Origin of the sequence: Nocardia sp. NPDC059691 (assembly GCF_042733915.1) — a bacterium.
Taxonomy (GTDB): Bacteria; Actinomycetota; Actinomycetes; order Mycobacteriales; family Mycobacteriaceae; genus Nocardia; species Nocardia sichangensis.
Genome location: NZ_JBHWFB010000011.1, coordinates 269,770 through 289,497, shown reverse-complemented (window position 1 = coordinate 289,497; position 19,728 = coordinate 269,770). Strand labels below are relative to the sequence as shown.

Annotated in this window: 23 protein-coding genes and 5 pseudogenes; 19 read left to right on the top strand and 9 right to left on the bottom strand. The window is 67.2% G+C overall.

The genetic code is table 11. The features are described 5' to 3' along the window. Positions 1-3 precede the first annotated feature (3 nt). The 6 genes and pseudogenes from ACFV2O_RS24825 to ACFV2O_RS24800 form a co-directional block, all read left to right on the top strand. Positions 4-711 (top strand): SDR family NAD(P)-dependent oxidoreductase, encoded by a 708-nt coding sequence (locus ACFV2O_RS24825; protein WP_379253850.1) that lies wholly within the window; start codon positions 4-6, stop codon positions 709-711. Between the two features lie 11 nt (positions 712-722). Then, positions 723-1,166: an SgcJ/EcaC family oxidoreductase gene (locus ACFV2O_RS24820; RefSeq protein WP_379253849.1), complete on the top strand. Its 444-nt coding sequence runs from the start codon at positions 723-725 to the stop codon at positions 1,164-1,166. Then, positions 1,166-1,789 carry an NAD(P)-dependent oxidoreductase gene (locus ACFV2O_RS24815; protein ID WP_379253848.1) on the top strand — a complete coding sequence of 208 codons (624 nt, stop codon included), beginning with the start codon at positions 1,166-1,168 and terminating at the stop codon, positions 1,787-1,789. Before ACFV2O_RS24820 ends, ACFV2O_RS24815 begins: the two co-directional genes overlap by 1 nt. A 99-nt stretch (positions 1,790-1,888) precedes the next feature. Further along, positions 1,889-2,476: a hypothetical protein gene (locus tag ACFV2O_RS24810; RefSeq protein WP_379253847.1), complete on the top strand. Its 588-nt coding sequence runs from the start codon at positions 1,889-1,891 to the stop codon at positions 2,474-2,476. 460 nt (positions 2,477-2,936) lie between these two features. Next, positions 2,937-3,908 carry a DNA polymerase domain-containing protein gene (locus ACFV2O_RS24805; protein ID WP_379253846.1) on the top strand — a complete coding sequence of 324 codons (972 nt, stop codon included), beginning with the start codon at positions 2,937-2,939 and terminating at the stop codon, positions 3,906-3,908. Between the two features lie 497 nt (positions 3,909-4,405). Beyond that, positions 4,406-4,563, top strand: a pseudogene (locus tag ACFV2O_RS24800) (transcriptional regulator); the annotation flags it as partial. 349 nt (positions 4,564-4,912) lie between these two features. Here the strand turns inward: ACFV2O_RS24800 and ACFV2O_RS24795 are convergent. Then, positions 4,913-5,266, bottom strand: a complete 354-nt coding sequence (locus ACFV2O_RS24795) for a hypothetical protein (RefSeq protein ID WP_379253845.1) — start codon at positions 5,264-5,266, stop codon at positions 4,913-4,915. Beyond that, complete coding sequence (locus ACFV2O_RS24790) at positions 5,259-5,714, bottom strand: hypothetical protein (RefSeq protein WP_379253844.1); 456 nt, start codon at positions 5,712-5,714, stop codon at positions 5,259-5,261. The genes ACFV2O_RS24795 and ACFV2O_RS24790 overlap by 8 nt, the downstream gene beginning before the upstream one ends. A gap of 339 nt (positions 5,715-6,053) precedes the next feature. Here ACFV2O_RS24790 and ACFV2O_RS24785 point away from each other — a divergent pair. Next, positions 6,054-6,271, top strand: a pseudogene (locus ACFV2O_RS24785) (hypothetical protein); the annotation flags it as partial. Between the two features lie 24 nt (positions 6,272-6,295). Here the strand turns inward: ACFV2O_RS24785 and ACFV2O_RS24780 are convergent. Then, on the bottom strand, positions 6,296-7,276 hold the full coding sequence (locus tag ACFV2O_RS24780) for a zinc-dependent alcohol dehydrogenase family protein (RefSeq protein WP_379253843.1): 981 nt from the start codon (positions 7,274-7,276) through the stop codon (positions 6,296-6,298). 99 nt (positions 7,277-7,375) lie between these two features. Here ACFV2O_RS24780 and ACFV2O_RS24775 point away from each other — a divergent pair, with 99 nt between their 5' ends. Beyond that, positions 7,376-7,945 carry a TetR family transcriptional regulator gene (locus ACFV2O_RS24775; RefSeq protein ID WP_379253842.1) on the top strand — a complete coding sequence of 190 codons (570 nt, stop codon included), beginning with the start codon at positions 7,376-7,378 and terminating at the stop codon, positions 7,943-7,945. 150 nt (positions 7,946-8,095) lie between these two features. Here the strand turns inward: ACFV2O_RS24775 and ACFV2O_RS24770 are convergent, their stop codons facing one another. Next, the gene (locus tag ACFV2O_RS24770; RefSeq protein ID WP_379253841.1) at positions 8,096-9,067 is read right to left on the bottom strand and encodes a DMT family transporter; all 972 of its coding nucleotides are present in this window, start codon (positions 9,065-9,067) and stop codon (positions 8,096-8,098) included. 280 nt (positions 9,068-9,347) lie between these two features. Between ACFV2O_RS24770 and ACFV2O_RS24765 the strand changes: the two genes are divergently transcribed. Both ACFV2O_RS24765 and ACFV2O_RS24760 read left to right on the top strand, forming a co-directional pair. Next, positions 9,348-9,911 carry an RNA polymerase sigma factor gene (locus tag ACFV2O_RS24765; protein WP_379253840.1) on the top strand — a complete coding sequence of 188 codons (564 nt, stop codon included), beginning with the start codon at positions 9,348-9,350 and terminating at the stop codon, positions 9,909-9,911. Continuing rightward, positions 9,908-10,279: a hypothetical protein gene (locus ACFV2O_RS24760; RefSeq protein ID WP_379253839.1), complete on the top strand. Its 372-nt coding sequence runs from the start codon at positions 9,908-9,910 to the stop codon at positions 10,277-10,279. Before ACFV2O_RS24765 ends, ACFV2O_RS24760 begins: the two co-directional genes overlap by 4 nt. Before the next feature lie 212 nt (positions 10,280-10,491). Here ACFV2O_RS24760 and ACFV2O_RS24755 read toward each other — a convergent pair whose 3' ends face one another. Next, positions 10,492-11,388 carry a LysR family transcriptional regulator gene (locus tag ACFV2O_RS24755; protein ID WP_379253838.1) on the bottom strand — a complete coding sequence of 299 codons (897 nt, stop codon included), beginning with the start codon at positions 11,386-11,388 and terminating at the stop codon, positions 10,492-10,494. Between the two features lie 100 nt (positions 11,389-11,488). Here ACFV2O_RS24755 and ACFV2O_RS24750 point away from each other — a divergent pair, with 100 nt between their 5' ends. Further along, on the top strand, positions 11,489-12,331 hold the full coding sequence (locus ACFV2O_RS24750; RefSeq protein ID WP_379253837.1) for a TIGR03620 family F420-dependent LLM class oxidoreductase: 843 nt from the start codon (positions 11,489-11,491) through the stop codon (positions 12,329-12,331). 51 nt (positions 12,332-12,382) lie between these two features. Then, positions 12,383-12,505 (top strand): annotated as a pseudogene (locus ACFV2O_RS24745) (ABC transporter permease); the annotation flags it as partial. A gap of 124 nt (positions 12,506-12,629) precedes the next feature. Here the strand turns inward: ACFV2O_RS24745 and ACFV2O_RS24740 are convergent. After that, on the bottom strand, positions 12,630-13,187 hold the full coding sequence (locus tag ACFV2O_RS24740; RefSeq protein WP_379253836.1) for a TetR/AcrR family transcriptional regulator: 558 nt from the start codon (positions 13,185-13,187) through the stop codon (positions 12,630-12,632). Between the two features lie 83 nt (positions 13,188-13,270). Between ACFV2O_RS24740 and ACFV2O_RS24735 the strand changes: the two genes are divergently transcribed. The 3 genes from ACFV2O_RS24735 (at position 13,271) to ACFV2O_RS24725 (ending at position 15,381) form a co-directional block, all read left to right on the top strand. Continuing rightward, positions 13,271-14,488 (top strand): FAD-dependent monooxygenase, encoded by a 1,218-nt coding sequence (locus ACFV2O_RS24735; RefSeq protein WP_379253835.1) that lies wholly within the window; start codon positions 13,271-13,273, stop codon positions 14,486-14,488. Between the two features lie 69 nt (positions 14,489-14,557). Next, complete coding sequence (locus ACFV2O_RS24730; protein WP_355075129.1) at positions 14,558-15,028, top strand: DIP1984 family protein; 471 nt, start codon at positions 14,558-14,560, stop codon at positions 15,026-15,028. A 188-nt stretch (positions 15,029-15,216) separates the two neighbouring features. Next, the gene (locus tag ACFV2O_RS24725; RefSeq protein WP_379253834.1) at positions 15,217-15,381 is read left to right on the top strand and encodes a hypothetical protein; all 165 of its coding nucleotides are present in this window, start codon (positions 15,217-15,219) and stop codon (positions 15,379-15,381) included. Between the two features lie 100 nt (positions 15,382-15,481). On the opposite strand, the gene ACFV2O_RS24720 is transcribed toward ACFV2O_RS24725, so the two are convergent. Beyond that, complete coding sequence (locus ACFV2O_RS24720) at positions 15,482-15,673, bottom strand: hypothetical protein (RefSeq protein WP_379253833.1); 192 nt, start codon at positions 15,671-15,673, stop codon at positions 15,482-15,484. 573 nt (positions 15,674-16,246) lie between these two features. Here ACFV2O_RS24720 and ACFV2O_RS24715 point away from each other — a divergent pair. The 3 genes and pseudogenes from ACFV2O_RS24715 to ACFV2O_RS24705 form a co-directional block, all read left to right on the top strand. Then, positions 16,247-17,467, top strand: coding sequence for a PucR family transcriptional regulator (locus ACFV2O_RS24715; RefSeq protein WP_379253884.1), 1,221 nt, complete (start codon positions 16,247-16,249; stop codon positions 17,465-17,467). A 280-nt stretch (positions 17,468-17,747) separates the two neighbouring features. Next, positions 17,748-17,972 carry a hypothetical protein gene (locus ACFV2O_RS24710; protein ID WP_355075138.1) on the top strand — a complete coding sequence of 75 codons (225 nt, stop codon included), beginning with the start codon at positions 17,748-17,750 and terminating at the stop codon, positions 17,970-17,972. Positions 17,973-18,026: 54 nt separating this feature from the next. Continuing rightward, a pseudogene (locus ACFV2O_RS24705) lies at positions 18,027-18,286 on the top strand (hypothetical protein); the annotation flags it as partial. Here ACFV2O_RS24705 and ACFV2O_RS24700 read toward each other — a convergent pair. Together ACFV2O_RS24700 and ACFV2O_RS24695 are read right to left on the bottom strand one after the other, a co-directional pair. Beyond that, positions 18,264-18,884, bottom strand: a complete 621-nt coding sequence (locus tag ACFV2O_RS24700; RefSeq protein ID WP_379253832.1) for a hypothetical protein — start codon at positions 18,882-18,884, stop codon at positions 18,264-18,266. The pseudogene ACFV2O_RS24705 and the gene ACFV2O_RS24700 sit on opposite strands and share 23 nt — an antisense overlap. A 220-nt stretch (positions 18,885-19,104) precedes the next feature. Beyond that, positions 19,105-19,323 (bottom strand): 2Fe-2S iron-sulfur cluster-binding protein, encoded by a 219-nt coding sequence (locus ACFV2O_RS24695; RefSeq protein ID WP_379253831.1) that lies wholly within the window; start codon positions 19,321-19,323, stop codon positions 19,105-19,107. On the opposite strand from ACFV2O_RS24695, the pseudogene ACFV2O_RS24690 reads away from it, so the two are divergent. Further along, positions 19,288-19,627, top strand: a pseudogene (locus tag ACFV2O_RS24690) (enoyl-CoA hydratase/isomerase family protein); the annotation flags it as partial. The gene ACFV2O_RS24695 and the pseudogene ACFV2O_RS24690 overlap by 36 nt on opposite strands. Between the last annotated feature and the right edge of the window lie 101 nt (positions 19,628-19,728).

Sequence of the window (19,728 nt, the reverse complement as noted above, 5' to 3'; positions counted from 1 at the left end):
TTGGTGACCGGCGCCAGCGCCGGGATCGGACGCGCATTCGCGAAATCGCTGGCAGCACAGGGGTATTCGGTGACCGTCGTGGCGCGCGGGATCGAAGCGCTGGAGATGTTGCTCGCCGAACTCGGTGACGGACACGACTATCTCGCCGCCGACCTCGGCACCGAAGAGGGACTGCGGGCGGTCGCGGAACGGCTTCGCGGCGGCGGTTACACGCTGCTGGTCAACAATGCCGGGACCGCCGCGCACGGCGATTTCACCGAGGTTGCGCTCGAAGCGTCGATCGCCACGTTGGAGGTGAACTGCCGGGCGGTGGTCGTGCTGGCCCACGCCTTCCTCGGTGCGGCCGCTCCCGGCGGCGTCCTGGTGAACGTGTCCTCCACGCTCGGGCACATACCGAAGCCGGGCCTCGCCGTCTACAGCGCTACCAAGGCGTTCGTCACGGCCTTGTCCGAAACGCTGTGGCACGAACAGCGAGCACGCGGCGTACGGGTGCTGGCTCTGTGCCCCGGCGTCACCGCCACCGCCTCGCAAACCGCCACCGACGTACCGCCCTGGCTGGTCCAGACACCCGAGCAGGTGGTGGACCGTGCGCGAAAAGCTCTGTCCGGCGGGTCCGGTTCCGTCGTACTCACCAGCCCGTTCAACCGGGCACTCATCGCCGTATTGCGGCTGTTCCCCCGCCGGGCCGCACTGGCCCTGCTGGCCGACTGAAGGAGATCGAAATGACCACCAGCACCGACACCGCCGCCATCCGCGCCCTCATCGAGCGCAGCAGGCAAGCGTGGGATCGCGGCGACGGCGCCGCCTACGGCGCCTGCTTCACCGACGACGCCACGGACATCACCTATGTCGGCACCGTCTACCACGGCGGTGCGGAGATCGGCCGGGCCCACCAAGCGCTGTTCGACAGCTTCCTGAAGGGCACGCGTCTGACCGTGGACATCGTCGAAATCCGTTGCTACGGACCGGATGCCGCCGTAGTCGTGACCCGCGGCGAATCCTCGAAGCGGCGGCCGGGCAAGCTCGGCAAACTCGCGACCTACACCGTCGTCCGCGACACCGACGGACAGTGGCGCATCGCGGCCGTGCAGAAGACCCAGCGCAAGCCGCTGATGGAGGCCGTGTCGTTCTTGACCCAGCCCGCCACCCGGCCCGCGGCGCACTGATGGCCGCCATCGCGGTCCTGGGCGCCACCGGCCGAACGGGGCGGATGGTGGTCGACCGGGCGCTGGCACGAGGACATCGCGTCACCGCGATCGTCCGCCCGGCCACTACCGCGGCGCCCGCGCTCGGGTCGACCGTGGTGACGGCCGACCCGTGTGCCGCGGGAGCGTTGACCGGCTTGCTCGACGGGTACGACGCGGTGATCTCCGCGCTCGGCGCGACCGGGCGCGGCCCCGCCACCGTCTACTCCGCCGCCACCGCCGAGATCATCGCCGCCATGCGTCCGGGCGGGCGGCTGCTGGTGATCTCCTCCGCGGCGCTGGACGTCCCGGCGGACGCGGGGCCGGGCGCCAGAGTCCTCGCCGCCGTCCTGCGGAGGGTCATGCGGCACACTTACTCGGATATGGCGCGCATGGAACACCTGCTCGCGCAGAGTGATCTGCGCTGGACCTCCGTCCGCCCCACGGGATTGACCGATGCGCAGGCCGACGGCAGTCCGCGCGTCTCGGTGGGGGCGAAAGGTAAGGTCGGTCCCCGCACTTCGCGTGCCGACCTCGCCGACTATCTCCTCGACGCCATCGACGACCCGCACACCTACCGGTCCGTTGTCGCTGTCTCGTCCTGATCGCGACCAACGCGGCGAGCTGTTGGTCGAGGCTTTCCGGGCACGGCTGACCGAGCGTGAGGAGTAGGCGCCGTTCCTCGACATCGGCAGGCTAGCTATATGGACCAGGAGACATCACGGCGAGGCGCCGACCTGCTGGCGGCCGACATCGAGTCGGCTCTCGGTTTCGAGGTGCACATCGATGAAACGATCCCCGAGCGGCTTCGCCGCCTGGCGGATCCACCGGGATGGCGGATCGAATTCACCGTCCCGGCTTTGAGCGTCGTAATTGGCACCACCCCCGTCGAGCGCACTCCCGACGGTGTGGCGTGCAGACTGGCCCGGGAAGTCCACGACGACATCCTGTCCCGCAGTGGAAAGATCTGGCCCGCCGACCCCGAGTGTGGGGACCAACCGTTGCTCCCCACTCTCGACGGATGGCGCGGCGCAGGCGGCTTGGTACCGTACGGGCAGGTCGACGCGGCGAAGGATCCTGATCCGAGCCTCGACGGTGTGGTCCGATGGTGGCTGCCCGACACCTACGACGGACTCATCGCCAGCCACTCCGGCGACGTATGGTTCTCCCTCTGGCAATACCAGGGCGACGAACAACTCATCACACCGGGCATGCCGGTGACATGGGTCATCGGCGAAGGCCGACACGGAAAATACAGCAAGGCAAGCGAAGTCCGACCAGCTCAGCCGTAGCCCAGACGGTTCAGTATTCGGCCCCGGAACCCCGAAGCCTGTCAGGCAGTGTAGGTACCGACGTGGTCGGTCGGTGTGCCGCCGATGGCGCGGATGGCGTCGTCGACGGTACGCATCGTCAGCCGCCGGTGGCGGGGCCTGACCGTGCGGGTCTTGCCTTCCGTTGGCCGACATCGGCTCGCGCATGCCGGAAACGATGGGTGACACTGCCACCAGATGGGGGCGATCTGTCACGAAATGCCTGGTGACGGGGCCGCCAAGGAACGTGTATCGTCGCCTATCAGCGGCACAGCGGCAGTTTGCGCAGGCCTGAACAGCAGTTTCCTCTCAGGCCATGGATGCGTGCGTCGCTCATTCGGTTCGGGCATCGGCAATTTTCGTGAATGTGCGAGAACGAGCGGGAAACCAGTTCGCCACCCCCGGTGATCGACCGGCGCACGGTGGTAGGGAGAGTGGAGCGATGGCGGGAGGCGAGCTGCGTCACGGGGTCGAATTGTCCAATCTCGATCAGCCGTTGTTCGACGAGGCCGAGGCGAGCAAAAGGGATCTGGTGGACTATCTGGAGTTCGCCGGGGAACGGTTACTGGGAGTGTTGCGCGGACGGCCGCTGTCGGTGGTAAGGGTGCGGCCGGGGCAGGAGCCGTTCATGCAGAAAAACCTCCCGAAGTACACGCCGGAGTGGGTGGCGCGGACGAAGGTCTGGGCAGAGAGTTCGCGGCGGGAGATCACCTACGCGCTTTGTGACGACCTGCGGACCCTGATCTGGTTCGGTAATCAGCGGGCGGTCGAATACCACCCGACCCTGTTCCTCGCGGAATCCGCACCGGACCCCACACATCTTGTGCTCGATCTCGATCCCGCACTGGGACAGACTTTCGCCGACGCCGTGGCAGGCGCCCGGCTGATCCGGGAAGCGCTGACTGCCGACGGGCTGTCCGGAGCAGTGAAGACGAGCGGTTCCAGGGGATTGCACGTGTTCGTGCCGGTGGTCTCAGGGACCGATGTCGAGGACGCGGCCGCGGCGACGCGGGCCGTGGCGGCGCGAGCCGAGCGGATCGATCCTTCGGTCGGCACGACAGCGTTCATCCGGGAAGACCGCCACGGCAAGGTCTTTCTCGACGCCACCCGTGCGGGTGGCGCCACCGTGGCCGCCGCATACAGTCCGCGTATCCGTCCGGGTGTCACCGTGTCGTTCCCGCTGCGCTGGTCGGACCTCGACGAGGTGACGCCGTCCGATTTCACTGTGCGGACCGTGCCGGACCTGCTCGGCGACAACGATCCGTGGCAGGCGGAGATGCCTGCCCCGCAGCATCTTCCTCCGGATCTGATCGAGGAGGGACACACGATTCCAGTGGCCCGGGTTCAGGCGATGCACGAGGGCAAACGGCGCGCCCGGGCACGCCGCGGGGCGGACGCGCCCCCGACCAGCTGATCCCGTCCGTGTCGGCACCGAACACGCGCGAGTACGCCAGGAAGTCGCCGGTCAGCATGGACTTCACCGCTTCGAGATCGTGGTCGAGGGTTTCCGGCGTGCAGGACAACAGCGCGACCGTGCCGCGGGAGGCGGCATCGAGCGCCGCCGCGGCGTCGCCGTCGGTTCGGTTGTCCGCCCGGTATCGGAGGAACAACAGCATCCGGCCGAGGTGATCGAGGTACCGGGCGTGTCGAGTGGGCAGCGGTTCGAGATCGTGTCCGCCGCCCTGCCCGGCGGCAACGCCGAAGCGCCCGCGCACCTGAGCCACGATCCGGACACGGTCGTGCAAGCAAACAAGACGAGTATCTGCGGGCCTTCCGCGACTACTTGTTCGGACATCGCCCGCAGCCGATCTACCCTCCCGGTCCCGGACGGCTTCCACTCGATGCGGGACAACACGATGCGAGGAACGAGCAAGAGCCCTCAGGGCCAAGAACATCCGGCAACGCCGGATAGTGCGCAGATCATGGGAACTGCGCATCGAAATCCGCGAGTTCCTGCGAACCCGCCGCGCGCGGCTGCCCCGCAGCAGGCCGGGCTGCCCGCCTACGGCGGCAACCGTCACGTGGCCGGGTTGCGCCGCGAAGAGGTCGCCCTGCTCGCCGGGGTGACATCTCTGCTACGCACTCCTTAATGCTCGCCTTGGGCAGTCACTCCCAACACTGGGACGAGCGGAGGTGAAGGGCGGGCACTGCTGCCCGCGCAACCCAGCGTGCGACCCCGATCGCCAACCCTCAACCAGGATGATCCGGCAACGCTGTGACCCGGTCGAACACGGAAGGTTATCGGTCGCCGGCTATTCCGTGCGTGCGTTCCGGTCCGTGTTCGGGGCCGCCACGGACAACGCTGGGTGCCCGACCAGGCGGCGTCATCACCGCCGCTTGCGGGTGCCTCGCCTGCCCTATCCACAAGAGTTTTCCACTTCCGACAGACGCGTTAGTTGAGCACCAGGGGTAGTTGCGTTAGTTGAGCTGTTGCGGTACCGCCGTGAACCCCGTCTCGCCGACGGTGATGACGCAGTGCGCGTCATGCCGGTCGAGCTCGTGCAGCGCTTCCAACAAATGGGTGGACATCAGCGATTGCCACTGTTGCCATTTCTGGTCTTCGGGATAGAGCGAGGACTTGCTCACCTCGACGTAGTAGGCGCGCAGTTCATCGTCCGTGACCGCGAACTCGATAGGCACATCCAGTCGTTCACCGCCACGCGCGGTGATCTGCAAGCCCTGATCCGACGACGAGATCTCCACCTGCCACTCGCGGCCTGCCGCGATCACCGATTGCGTCAGTTCGGCTGTGGTGGGGTGCGAGCTAGGCACGACATTTACCTCCAGGGAACGCGGTGACGATGACGCCGTTATCGACGATGACTGTGGGTTCGACGGTTTTCGCGATCTGCCCGTTGACGTGGTTGACCAAGTATATCTGCCCTGAGTAACAGGTTCTGGCGCCCTGCGGGACAACGAGGTCGGGGGTATCCAACGATTTACTGATCGCCATGTCGGCGATGTCGCGCCAGTTGCGGATTTCTATCACTGCAAGCCCTTGCCACTCCTCGCCGTGCTTGGTTTGGATGTGCCGGAATCCATAGCCGGTGTTACCGCAGGTCAACCGCGCTTTGCTGTACTTCGCGACAACTTTGTCTTCGGGAGTGCTGATACCGCACGCTCCCCACACTTGCTGTGCGGAAGCTGTTGGCGCGGAACTGATGACGGCGGGTATCGTCGCTGCGATCAAGGCAACGATGGTGAGTTTCGTGTGGTTCATGGTCTCCCCCTTGGGTGTTGCGATGCATGCGCATCAGCAACTGTTGAGTTGCCCTCTGGGATAAGCCCTCTCATTCATCTACTTGGACGTGGCCGTTCCGTCAGAAGAGGGTGTCGCGGCCCGCAACGGTCGTAGCCGGTGGGTCCACACTGGGCTGGTTCGGCGTCGATATCAACCTCGATCGCACCGAAGAGGTCAATGTTGTCCGAGTGGGCCGGTGAGATATGGGCAGGCTATTGATTTGCGCGATTTCACCGGCCCTCGTATTCAACTGCGCCCCAGGTGATGTGATCTCATCCAGATCGGTCTTCAGCGGCTCGACCATCGGGAGTTTCTCCATTGTTAGCACCGAATCCCCGCTACAGCAGGCGCGAACGCATCACTCCGGAGGCGGCGGGGTTGCGGCCCGGCCTGGCCCATCGACGGGTGCCGGGGTTGCGGCGCGAGGAGTTGGCGCGCGCGGCGGGGTCTCGGTCGACTACTACGTGCGCATGGAACGCGGCAGCCTCGCAGGCGCCTCCGAATCCGTCCACGACGCCCTGGCCACCGCGCTGCAAGCCCCGCTGAGCGCAACGTGAGGGTCAGATGGTGACGACGATTTTGCCGACCTGATGTCCCTGTTCCAGGTGGTGGTGTGCGGCGACGATGTCGTCGAGGGTGAACACGCTGTCGATCGTGGGGTGCAGGGCACCGGTGCGGATGCCCGCGGTCAGGAATGCCGCGATGCGGCGCACCGCCACAGGGTCGAGGGTGTGCTCGAAGCTCATGTACCGGATCATCGTGATCGGGCTGACCGGGAACGGCGCGGGCCGGGGATCGAGCCAGCCCACCGTGACCAGGATGCCGCTGAACGGCTTTGCCGCGTCGGCCAGTTGGGCCAGGCCGGGACCCATGACGGAGTCCAAGACGATGTCGGCGCCGGCCCCGGCGGTGTGCCGGTGCGTGGCCTCGACGACATCGTCGTGGTCGGTGACGATGACAGCGGCGGCGCCGGTGGCCAGCAAGATGTCCCGCTTCGCGGCGTGCCGGGTGACGGCTAGGGGAACGGCGCCGATCTGGTTGGCGATCTGGATGGCGGCGAGGCCGACAGAGCTGGAGGCGGCGGTGATCAGGACATGGTGACCGGGTCGCATCGCGGCCTTCTCGACGAGGGCGCCGTAGGCGGTGGAGTAGGCCACCCATAGCGCTGCGGCGCTCGTGGCGTCCAGTCCGGCGGGTCGAGCGATGACCCGATCGGCGGGCAGGACGATGTGTTCGGCGTAGGTGCCGTTGATGTCCATGTCGGGCACGGCGGTGACGACGACCGCATCGCCGATCGCCCATCCCTCGACCCCGGCGCCGAGGGCATCGATCGTTCCGGTTGCTTCGACTCCGAGACGGGCGTGTGGCATCCGGATCGGCCGCGGGGACATGCCCGCACGCGCCATCTGGTCCAGTCGGTTGATGCCGATGGCTTCGACCTTGATTCGCACCTCGTCGATGCCCGGGTCGCCGACCGGTTCGTCGATGATGCGCAGGACTTCGGGGGCGCCGGTCTCGTCGAAGACGACGACTCGTGACATGGAAGACTCCTGACTCAAATTTCTTGTACAGTCGTTCTAGGAACAATTTCTAGTACAGTCGTTTTAGGAATGTCAATCCGCGAACGAGGGAGCGCAACGATGGCAGGGCGGCCGGTCGACCATCGACACCGGGAAGAGCTGCTCGAGGCGGTGGTCGACTACACGATCGAGCATGGGCTCTCCGAACTGTCGTGGCGGCCGGTCGCGGCAGGCCTCGAGGTCTCACCGACCACCCTGGTGCACCACTTCGGCACCAAAGAACAAATGCTTCAGGCCATCCTCGAGCGGTTGCGGCGGCGCATGTTCGCTGCCACCGGTGATGCGGCGGGAGCGCATCCCGACCTGGCGACGGCAGCCCGCGCGGTCTGGACCCGCAGCTCCGACCCGCGGCGGTGGGCGGAGTTCAAGCTGTTCTTCGCCGTCTACGGGCGCGCTCTGCAAGCTCCGCGCCAATTCGCCGACTTCCTCGACCATGTCGTCACCGACTGGAAGATCGCACTGTGCGAAGCCCAGGCGTCCGACACCGACCCCGAGACCGCGGCTCGCACAGCCACATTGGTGATCGCCACGATCCGCGGCCTGCTGCTCGACCTGCTCGCCACCGGCGACCGCGACCGGGTCCAGGACGCCGCCGAAAGCTTTCTGGCAACCCTCGAGCGCCGGGCGTGACCATCGCGGTGACCCGCGGGCGACACCTCCGGAAATCTCGCTCGGCTAGACGGGGCGGCCGGTGAAGCCGTAGGCGCAGAAGCTCCACACCTCGGGGTCGAGCGGCGACGGTCATCTCGCCCGCTCGACGAGCCTTACCGGCTGCGGATTTCAGGCGACGACGCTTGGCGAGTCGCCCAGTCGTTTCCGCACGGTGGCCGTGATCCGGTGTCGTCCGGAGCCGGACGTCGAAGCCGCGTAGGCGCTGACGAGTATCACTGCGCAGCCGGACAACTGGAGCATCGTGGGCTGCTCGCCGAGGACGACCGCCGCCAAGGCGAGCGCACCGACCGGGGTCAGCATGAGCATGGCCGCGCTCACCGTGCTGCTCAGGTGAGCGGTGGCCAGGGCGATCAACAGCCAGCCGCCGATCTGTCCGCACACCGCCGTCAGGGTCAGCCAGCCCAGAGCCGCCCAGCCCGGCGTGAACGTGGCCCCCGGCCACAGCGCTCCGACGACGGCCGCGGACAGGAGCACCACCCGGTAGGACTGGACCACCTGCCCGTTGTGCCCGCCGCGGCGCAGGAGGAACAGGAACGCCGAGTAGCACAACGCGGCGAGGACGGCGTGGACCGTGCCCGATCCGGGGTCGCTGCCGGAGGCTCCGGTCTCGAAGACGCCGCCGGTGAGCAGGATGCCCGCCACCAGGAACGGCGAGACGACGAGGAACGCGCCCCGGATCGGCTCGCGGTCGATGAGCAGCGCCAGCAGCGGGACGATGACGACCTGCGCGTTCACCAGCACCGCGGTCAATCCGGCGCCGACCTCGTAGATCGCTCGCGTCCACAGCAGCGCGTCCGCGGCGAACAGCGCACCGGCCGTGACGGCGACCGCGGCCTGTCGCCAGGACAGCGCGCCTTCCCGGCCCCGTTCACCACCGGCCAGCGGCCACAGCAACGGCAACGGCAACGCGAGGGCACAACGGAAGAACGTGGCGGTGGCCGGTGCGGCGCCGGACAGATCGATGAAGACCCCCGAGGTCGCGACGCCGAGCGCGCCCACGGCCATCGCCGACCGGGGCCGTGCCCGAACTCCGCGCGACACCGCTCCCAGAAATCGCTGCCGCTGCGAACCATTGAGCATCCGCCGACGCTACAACCGAAGGTTCGGCGAGGGCATCCGATTATCCGCGCCATGGCGAGGTGCGCAGGCGATTGGACCGGAGCACTGCTTCGAACACGCGTGGCGTCGTGCTGAGATTCGGTGTGAATCCTTTTCCCGCGGTCGGTCCTCTCATAGTCGTGCCGGCAACCGGGTCGGCACGGTAACGAGGAGGTCGTTGTGATCATTGCCGCTATCGCTGTCGCCGCCGTGCTGGTCGGCTGGTGTAGCGTGACGCTGCTTCGCCGCCGGAGCCGCTCCCGTGACTGACCGGATCTGGCCCGACGAACAATTGGTCGTGGCGGCGCGCGAGGGCGACGCCGCGGCGATCACCACACTGGTATCGGGCTCCTATCCGCATGTCCGCCGGTTCGCCCACACACTGTGCGCCTCCGCCGAAGACGCGGAGGACGCCGCACAAGAGGCGCTGATCATCCTCTACCGCAAGATCGGGACCTTGCGGGCCTCCGGCGCGTTGGCGTCGTGGATGTTCCGCATCGTCCGCAACGAGTGCCTGCGGCAGTGGCGAACGAAGACCAGGCAGCCCGAGCCGATTCCGGACGCCGCCGTGGCGTCGGCCGAGGAGGAGGCGGTGCGGCGGCTCGAAGCAGGCCGGGTGGCGGCCGTGATCGCGGCGCTGCCCGCCGACCAGCGGCGGGTACTGATCATGCGCGATGTGCAGGGATACAGCGGCCGCACGGTCGCGGGCATGCTCGGGCTCAGCGTCGCGGCGATGAAGTCACGGCTGCACCGCGCCCGCGCGACGGTCCAGCACGAGCTGCGGAACACACCGTGGCCGGACTCCGGAGAGGCGCGAACGAAATGACCGACGAGCGAAGCTTCGCCAGCGCCTCGGTGCCCCGGCACCTGGCCCGCGGTGTCGCGGGCTTCGGCGCGCTGATCGGCGCGATCGCATTGCTGCCGGTATTCGGGGCGTTCAGCTTGCTGCTCGCGCCGGTGGGTCTGCTCGCACTGCGCGGGTGCCCGACCTGCTGGGCGATCGGATTGGTGCAGACGATCTCCCGGGGCCGGTTGCGGCGTTCGTGCGTCGACGGTCAGTGTCGATTGACCCTTGCCGGGCACTGTCGGACAGAGCACACGACAGTCGATCAAGTGCCCGACTCGGCGGTATCGCTCTTCGCCGATCACCGTGTCGCGGTTCGGTCACCGCGGGACTTGTCACGCCGGGACTGACGGGGCCGTCGTCCATCGAGGCCGAGCGCATGATCGCGGGGTGCGCTCGGCTCGGTGCGGTCCGGGTCGCTGTGCGCCGCTGAGCTGCCGAATTCTCTCCGGACAGGTTTCAGCACCGATTCACCTGTCCATCAGCACGTTCCGGACACGATTCACTGGCGCGCGACTTCGCGCCGGATGGGGAACGAAAGCGCGGGCCCATTCCGCCCGCGTCACATCCCGTTATCCGCGTCTGCCGTGGCGTCGCCGAACGCCGCGACCGCGCAGGCGACGGTGCAGCTGGCGTGATCCGAGAGCTGCTCGAGGGTGATCACGCTGCCGGTGATCGCTATCGGTGGGGTGACCGGCAGTACGCGGACTCGGAGGGAATCGGTTTCGGCGATCTGGTCCGCCGGAAGCAAGGCCCAGCTGTGCGGGTCGGAACCGATCTCGACTACGGCGTCCTGGGTGGTTCCGATAGGCCGGCCGAACTTCGGACGCACTCCGGCTTCTCGGAACGCGGCGTCGATCGCGTCGTGCAGCGGCGGATCGGACTGCCGGGACGGGACGCGCAGTGCGTCCCCGGCCAGGTCGGTGATGGCGGCTACGCCGTGCGCCGCGGCGGGATGATCTCTGGACACCACCGCGCGCAGCGGTTCCGACCAGGTCGGTGAGACGGTGAGCCCCGGCGCGGAGACCACACCGCGGGCCAGCGCCAAGTCGAGTTCGCCGCGCCGCAGCGCGTTCAGCCGCTCGACGACCGGCAGATCGACGAGGACGACTTCGAACGCCGGGGTGTGTTCGCGTAGCGCATCGATGCCGCGCTCGAGGCGGGCGGTCAGTCCTGCTGTCGTGCCGATGCGTACTGTCGCGGCGGGCCGACCGGCGACAGCACGAACTCGGTCGGCGGCGGCGAGCGCGTCCCGCGCCGCGGCGAGCACGCGACGCCCCGCCTCGGTGAGCTGGACGCGGCGTGGCGATCTGTCGAACAGCCGGACCCCCAGTTCTCGTTCCAGTCGTGCGATCTGCTGGCTGACCGCCGGTTGCACGATGCGCAGCCGCTCGGCGGCCCGGCCGAAATGGAGCTCCTCGGCGACGGCGACGAAGTATCGCAGAGCACGTAATTCCACTGTGCCTCCCGTCGGTACCTGCGGCGATCACATCATGTTATTGCTGCGCAGCGGAATCGGGTCTGGCTGCCTCCAACCGTCCTGTGCTGGAGTCGAAGTCATGAGCATCGAACTGGGTAGGCTCGGAGCCCACCTGCGCCACAGCGAGGTGACCCTGCGGCAAGCGGCCGAAATCGAGAGATCCGGGTACGGCGCGCTGTGGCTGACCATCTCGCCACCCGCCGATCTGACCGTGGCCGAGCGGATCCTCGACGCCACAGAGCATCTCGTGGTCGGCACCGCCGTGGTGAACATCTGGACCACCGACGCGAGGACGGTCGCCGCCTCCTACCACCGGATCGCGGCCGAACACCCCGATCGGTTGATCCTCGGGATCGGCGCCGGACACCGCGAAACGGATCCGGAATACGCGTCGCCCTACGACGCGATGGTGGCTTACCTCGCCGAGCTGGCCGACGCCGGTGTGCCCTCGGACCGGGTGGTGCTGGCGGCATTGGGGCCGAGGATGCTGCGCCTGGTGCGCGACCGCGCCGCCGGGACGATCCCGGTTCTGGTGACGCCCGAATATATTCGGCGAGCGCGGGAGATCCTCGGCGCTCGCCCGCTGGTGTTGCCCGGCCAAATGGTGGTGCTGGACAGCGACGTCGAACGAGGCCGCACGACCGGCCGAGCCCACGCCGCGGCCCCTGCCTTGCACGTCGCCAACTACACCGCCAATCTGCGCCGCATCGGCTTCACCGACGCCGACCTCACCGAGCCGGGCAGCGATCGCCTGATCGACGCTCTCGTGCTGCACGGCGATCCGGCCACCGTGGCCGCGGGCATCCGGGTCTCCCTCGAAGCGGGCGCGAACCACGTCGGCCTCACCGTCCTCGGCGACGACCCGATCGGCACGCTCCGTACGATCGCCGACGCGGTATTCAGCGCCGTGCCACGGAACTGACACCGGCTACCCGTTCGTTTACGAACCGCCTGGCCTCATCGAATTCGCCCGATGCAGGCCGTCGGAGGGCTGTTCGCCATGTCGGCGGACGCGGTGCGTTTCTTGTTCCGGAGACCGTTCCAGACCAGAGAGTTCCTCGAGCAGTCATGGTTCATCGTGCGGGTTCGATCGGCGCGGAAACGCCACCGGCACCGTTGTGCTGGTTCGGCTTCGAACCCGGTCGCTCGACACCACTCGTCACCGGAACCTCACCCGGGCGTGTGGCAGGCGAAAGTGGCGGTGTCCCGCGTCGGCGATCTCAACGAGTGGGAGCGGTGATGCGGCGCAGGGCTTCGGCGAGGTCGCTTCCGGTCGGCGCGCTCCCGGGGTCGATGAGGTATTGCGCCGCGACGCCGGTGAGCAGGGCTTGGTAAAGGGTGCCGAGGCTGCGCGCCGCGGCGGTGTCGGTTTCGGCGACGCCGTCGAAGAGTCGGGCCAAGCCGGAACGGGCCTCGTCGAGGTTCTCGGCGAGCCGGGCGCGGGCCTCGGGGTGGGCCAGCGCGTCGAAGGTGGCCGACCACACCCCGCGATGGGCGGCGAGCGTGGCCAGCACCGCGTCCCAGCGGTCGGCGAAGCGCTGCCACGGGTCGGTCTCGTCGGGCAACCGGGTGAGCGCGTGTTCGAGATCGGTGCCCCATTCGCGGGTCGCCTCGGCCAGCGCTTCGGTGAGCAGGGCCTCTTTGGTGCCGAAGTGGTAGCCGATGGCCGCCATGCTCACCCCGGCGGCGGTGGCGATGTCGCGCACCGTGGTACGTGCGTAGCCCTTGTCGAACAGGCAGCGGCGTGCGCCTGCCAGTAGATCCTCACGGTTTCCCATACGGATCATGGTAGCGCAATCGCCTTAGACATTTGTCTTGCACAGATGCGCAAAATGGTTGTACGGTTCATGGCATGCGGCAGATGAGCAATCGAAACGTCCTGATCTCCGGCGCCAGCATCGCCGGTCCCGCCCTGGCCTTCTGGCTGAAGCGCTACGGGTTCACCCCGACGATCGTGGAGAAATCGCCGACCCTGCGCGAGGGTGGGCAGGCCATCGACGTGCTGGGCACCGCCACCGAGGTGGTGCGGCGCATGGGCCTGCTCGACCGGGTGCACGAGATGAGTACGGGCAAGCGCGGCACCTCCTACGTCGACGCCACCGGCAGAACGCGGGCCAGCATCAGCAGCGAGACGTTCAACGGTGTCGGTGCCAACGGGGACACCGAGATCCAGCGTGGCGATCTCGCGCGAGTGTTGTATGAGGCCACCAGCGAGGACGTCGAATACCTCTTCGGCGACTCCATCACCGCTCTGGTGCAGGACGAGGAGGGCGTGCGGGTGAGCTTCGAGCACGCCCAACCGCGCACCTTCGACCTGGTCATCGGCGCCGACGGCGTTCATTCCCACACGCGCACATTGGTTTTCGGGCCGGAGTCGCAGTTCGCGCGGCATATGGGCTACTACATCTGCATCTACACGATCCCGAACTTCCTCGACCTCGATCACTGGGAGCTGGACTACAACACTCCCGGCAAGATCGCCGGAGCCTACAGCGCCCGGGAGAACACGCGGGCCAAAGCGATTTTCGCGTGGGCATCCGATCCGATCGACTACGACTACCGCGACATCGAGCAGCAGAAGAAGATCGTCGCCGACACCTTCGCCGGCCTCGGCTGGCAGGTGCCGCAACTGCTCGCCCACCTCGATCCCGCGCCGGATTTCTATTTCGACGCGATGGCGCAGATTCGCATGGACAGCTGGCACAAGGGCCGCATCGCCCTCGTCGGTGACGCCGGCTACTGCGCGTCACCGCTGTCCGGGCAGGGCGCGGACCTCTCCCTGGTCGGCGCCTACACCCTCGCGGGCGAGTTGGCCGCCGCCGCAGGCGATCACAGCATCGCGTTCGCTCGCTACGAACAACGGATGCGGCCCATGGTCGACGCCTGCCAGAAGTTCGCCGAGGGCGTGGGCGGGTGGTACGCACCCGCGAGCAAGGCGATGATTCGCTTCCGCGATCTCAACGTGCGCTTGCTGCCGTACCTGCCGTGGCGGGGCCTGATCGGCGGCGCCCCGCAGAAAGTCGCCCGCACCATCTCGGCCGGAGATTACGCGGACCTCGAGCGAGCCTCAGGGCGTTAATTCGGGTGACTCCTACCGTGACATGGTCGATACTCGACCGTTCATGGGTCGATGTCCGGAGGTGGGGAAGTGAAGTTGGCGGAGGCGTTGGCGTTGCGCGCGGATTCGGCGCGCCGAATCGAACAGTTGCGTGCTCGGATCGTGAGTAACGCTCGCTTTCAGGAGGGGGAGGAGCCCGCTGAGGACGCGGCGGATCTGCTGGCGGAGGCGGGACAGGTGCTCGGTGAATACGAGACGCTGATCCGGCGCATCAATCGGACCAACGCCGCCGCGCGGATCGGAGACGACGGCACCTTGACCGACGCGCTGGCCCGCCGGGATGCGTTGCGGCTGCGGCACTCTCTCGTCACGGCTGCGGCGGACGCCGCGGCGGGCAAGGGGCAGCCCGGGTACGCGCGCCAGTTGCGATCCGAGTTGAAGATGTTCTCGGCGTTGCCGGTTGCGGAACTGCGCGGGCAGGCCGATGACCTCGCCAAGGAACTGCGGGAACTCGACGTGCGCATCCAGCGCTCCAACTGGGAGGTCGACCTGCTGGACTGATGCGAGAGGTGGAGCGGGTAGCCGTCACGGAGGCGTGCACGAACCCGACGGGCCGGCGGGATATTCGGCCCACTTTCTCGGCGCACGAGGGGCAGTGCGCGGGGTTCGATTCCCCGTCTCACACCGCAGCCCAGCACCGCGCACACGAGACAGTGCACAGCACACAGCACACCACCATGTGCAGATCCGTGACGACGAGGGCGGGTAAGGGGCACTCCACCTCTCGCGTCGACCCAGAGTCCGCCGCACGGCAGGGATGGCAGGCCGGGGCGTACGTCGTCGTCGACGGTGATGACGAATCCGCTGTGGGCGCCCAGTTCCGCGACGTCCGCGATCTGCGCCGTGCCGCGTGATACTCCACGGCGAAAGCGCCCGCGTCGATGTGGATGTGCCAGAGGTCGCGGGCCGGTGCGATCGGATTTCCGGCGCGCACCGTGTGGGCGGGCCGGGACATCAGGGTGCCGGTCGCCCGGAGCGCCTACGCAGCAGCAGGGCGAAGAACAGCACGAGGACGCTGGCGAAGGCCAGACCGCCCGGCCGGGTGGCGCTGCTCGCACCGGCGGCCTGGAGCAGGTCGATCGGCTCGGCCGGTTTGCGCGCTGGGGTCTCGGTGGCCGGTGTCGCGGCGACACCGGCCACCGGCACCGCTGACAACGTGCCCGGCTCCGGCCCGGCCTGCGCTGAACCCGATCTACGTGGTCCCCGAGTTCGCCAAGGTCACCCTGTTTGTGCGCCGGTCACCCTCTAGGGCTTGGGTGACGCCGACTCGATCCACCCGTATCAATCGCTCGATGCGCAGCAGCAGGCCCACTGGACCTTGATTAGGGAAACGAACTTCCGTTGCTCGCATGGTCGACCGAACTCGGCGCGGCCCAGGCAGACGGTGTCTGCTGCGGATGCGTACGCGAGAGGGCGTGGATTCGCGCCGTTGCACTCGCCGGTTACTCTCTTTTTCGACCACTTGCCCCGGGCTATGCTCGAATCGTCGCTCGCGCCATCTCGGCCATCGGCGGCAGTGCAGTCGAACCGCCATTGTGAACAATCACTATCGCTTGCCGACCGCGCTTGCCGAATATCACGTTACTCGGAGTAAACCGTTCTCTACGTTCTTGCGCTGGCTACGCTGGTGCAATAGCTCAGTTAACGGGGGTGGAAGGAAGCTCCACCATGGCTCTCACCTTCGCCGGACGGCAAGGACTCACTGTATCCGGACGGCCCATGTCGCTGCCGCTGAAAGACGTGCGCGCCTTGTCGCGGCAGATGGTCGGGCATTTTGTCGAAACCGTCGCACCCTGCGGTACCTTGCCTGGTGACGCGATCCATGGCGACATCACCATCATCACCCGTGTGTGCTTGGAGCTGGCAGTCAGCATGCTGGACGGCAGCAACATCTCGGAGAAGACCGGGCAACTCGAGGAGGCGGCGGCGCAATGGGCTCGCGAAGGTGTGCCCATCGGTACCATTCACCACGCTATCCATGAGGGTTTCAAGATCGGCTTCGACCTGGTGGTGTCCACAGCCTTGGCCGAGCAGCGTGCCTCCGGCTCAGCTGACACCGATCCGATGCTCACCGTCAGTACGGCCGACTATCGAAGCATCCTCGACGGCGCCAAACTCGTCGTCGAAATGCTCGACACCATGACCACGGCGGTCTCGGCGGCTTATGTGCGTGAACTGCGCGCGGTCGTGTCGGAGCACCACACCGCGGTGCACACGCTGACCTCGGCGCTGCTCGGGGGTCATCCCACTTCCACCATGGCCCGAGAGTGTGGCATCGACATCTCCGAGCGCTATCGCGTAATAGCCCTCGCCATTCCGTCTCACCCGGACGAGTCCAATCCGGTGCTGGACGCGAAAGTCGTTGCCCGCCGCAAACTCCGGCGTGTGCAGGCGGAATTGGCCACCCGCTGCGACGATACCGTGCTTTCGCTGCTTTCGGTCGACGGTGGCACCCTGCTCATCCCCGCCGATCACATCACCAAGGGCGCCCTGAAGGAACTGATCGGGCATCTGTCGCGGGCGGCTCGCGTGCACATCACCGCCACCGAGGTGACCGCCTCTACCGACACCGTGCCCGCCGCCGCGGATCAAGCCCACGAACTGCTCGACATGGTCACCCGGCTCGGGTCGGTGCCTGGCCTGTACCACTTCGACGAGCTGGCTCTGGAATACCAGCTCACCCGCCCCGGCCCTGCCCGCGAACAGCTCGGGTCGCTGCTCGATCCCCTGGATGAATATCCGGAACTGCTGGAGACTCTGCAAATCCATATAGCGCACAACCTGAACCGCCGGCGCACTGCGCGGCTACTGCACGTACACACCAACACCGTGGATTACCGGCTCAAGCGGATCGGTCAGCTCACGGGTTTCGATCCGGCCGAGGCGAGCGGGCTTTGGCGCCTGCGTTCCGCGTTGGTCGCCCGCACATACCGCACGTGATCGGCGTGCGGTCGAGTGGGTGCGGAATCACTCCAGTCGATCAGAGTGCGCCGTTCGCGGTCGCAGCGCGGTAGCGCTGACGCCGGGCGAGCGTCAGTAAATGCGATATAGGGGAATGTTTGCATTCTCCATTCATGCCCGGACCCGACCCGACCGATTATTCGTGAAACCAAAATCAGGAGGCCGACATCGATAACGGTTGAAATGCATTGGGCCAGAGTCGAAGAGTTGGAAACCGAACATGAATGATATGCGAAGAACCGAGGTCGAAGGATTTCACGTGACATGGCGGCTGTTCCAGGATCACTTGATCTCCATCGTCGCCGTCCACGAGGCATCCGGCGTCACGCCGATCGTATCCTTCGGTCCCGAGAACTTTCCGGATCTCGCACAAGCGCGAGAACTCCTTCCGGAAATGACCAAGTTGTGGGACGCGGTACGCCATGACTTCTGGACGAAACTCATTCCGCCGCAACCGCGGTGCCGGCAGCGGCGATGGAAATGATTTCGAAACCAGATCAGTTCCGGCGTCAGCGAATCCGACTGCCCAACCCTGGGACAGCGGCGTCGCCCGCTCGGCATTCCCGCCGCCGCGGTCCGCGACCTGCCGGAAGCGCTGGATGCCAGCCCCGAAATCGTGGCGACGGCGGGGAATTCCGTTTGGTCGGCAGCCCGATCCGGATCGCCGGCTACGGGCCCCGCTACGCGCCACCGCCGCGATTGGGCGAGCGTGGCAGCCGAGGCCGTGACCGGCGGCCCTGTGCGGGCGGCCGCGACCACGAAGCCGGACGAGGCACTAGGCCTCGGGGCAAGGCGTGAGCCACCACCATCCGCCTGCCAGCTCCGTCGTTGGGCAGATAGGATCGCCGAACCCGTCGTACGGCCCGGCTCCGGGTGTTCCGGTGAAGTGCCCGTAACCGACTGCGCCGTCAGGGATTCCGACGTAGTCGGGCACGAAACGTACCGGCTGTCCACCGCTGGTGCCGATGACCGCCACCTTGCAGTTCGCCGAAACGAAGCACAGGTGACGCGGTAGCGCGACACCGTAGTAGTCGCCTGCGCCAGGCTCCGGCACTTCCACTGTGGCCGCCGCAGCGAACGCTGGGCGCTCGAGCTGAAACCGGGTCCACGCGGCGGCCTCGGGTTCGAGGATGAGGAAGACAGGTCCGCAGAGACCGATCACCGCGAGTACCGCCGTGACCGCCAAGGGCCATCGCCGCGCGTCGCGTCCCGCCCGCCACAGCGCGAGAGTGAACAGTGCGATCGAGATCAGGAACGCCAGCGCGGACAACGGCAAGGCGAGGAGCCACAGCTGAGTCAGTATCCAGCCGCGATGCAACGTATAGCCGAGTGTGACCACGGTCAGGAGAGCGGCCGCAAGAGGTGGCGTGGCCGAACGAAGCGTCTTCACGAACACAACGGCAAACCTACGTCGGCTGTGTGGAGAACTCGTGCGTGCGGTGTGCGGATGGTGTGTGCCGGGCGTGCTCGATGCGGTCACGACCGGTGGACGTCGATCTTCCGCCGTGCATGGCTTGTCGGGATTCGGGATTCGGGATTCGGGGTGCGCGGGTCGACGTTCGTCGCTCTCGTCCCTCGAGCGTGAAGTCGCGAGCGGGTGGGCGCGCCTCGTGCTCTCACTCGTAGTCGACGGTGATCGACTCGGTGTCCGGGACGGCGTGGTAGGTCAGTAGGTAGCCGTCATCGAACTCGTCATCGGTCAGGGCGTTGTTCCGGCGCAGTGTCGCGCTGCGTGAGGTCACCTCGGCGATGCAGGTGGCGCAATTGCCCGCCTCGCAGGAGAACGGCGGAGCCGAGCCGCCGCGGACGGTGGTCCGCTGCCCTGGCCGCTGCACACCAGCTTGCTGCTGGCCAAGGAGTACGCGCTCACCGGTGCGAAGATCCCCGCCGAGCGGGCCCGCGCGATGGGGTCTGGTCAACCCTGTGGTCACCGATCCGCGCACCGAGGCGCCGGCCTGCGCGAAACGCATTCTCGACCTGCCGCGCCGAGCGGTCGAGAGCACGAAGCGGCTGCTGAATCTGCACTTGGAACGGGCGGTGCCGGCCACCCTGGATTACGCGACGACCACGGAGGATCTCTCCTTCCGGACCGCGGACTTCCACGCGGTGATCAGCAAACTCACCGCGGGCCGGGGCTGACGCCGCGTCGCCGGTCGCAGGCGGCGCCGCCGGAACAGTAGCCGTGCAATAGCCCGTCGGACGCGCGAAGATTGCGCGGAACAAACTGCACCGCAGGATAT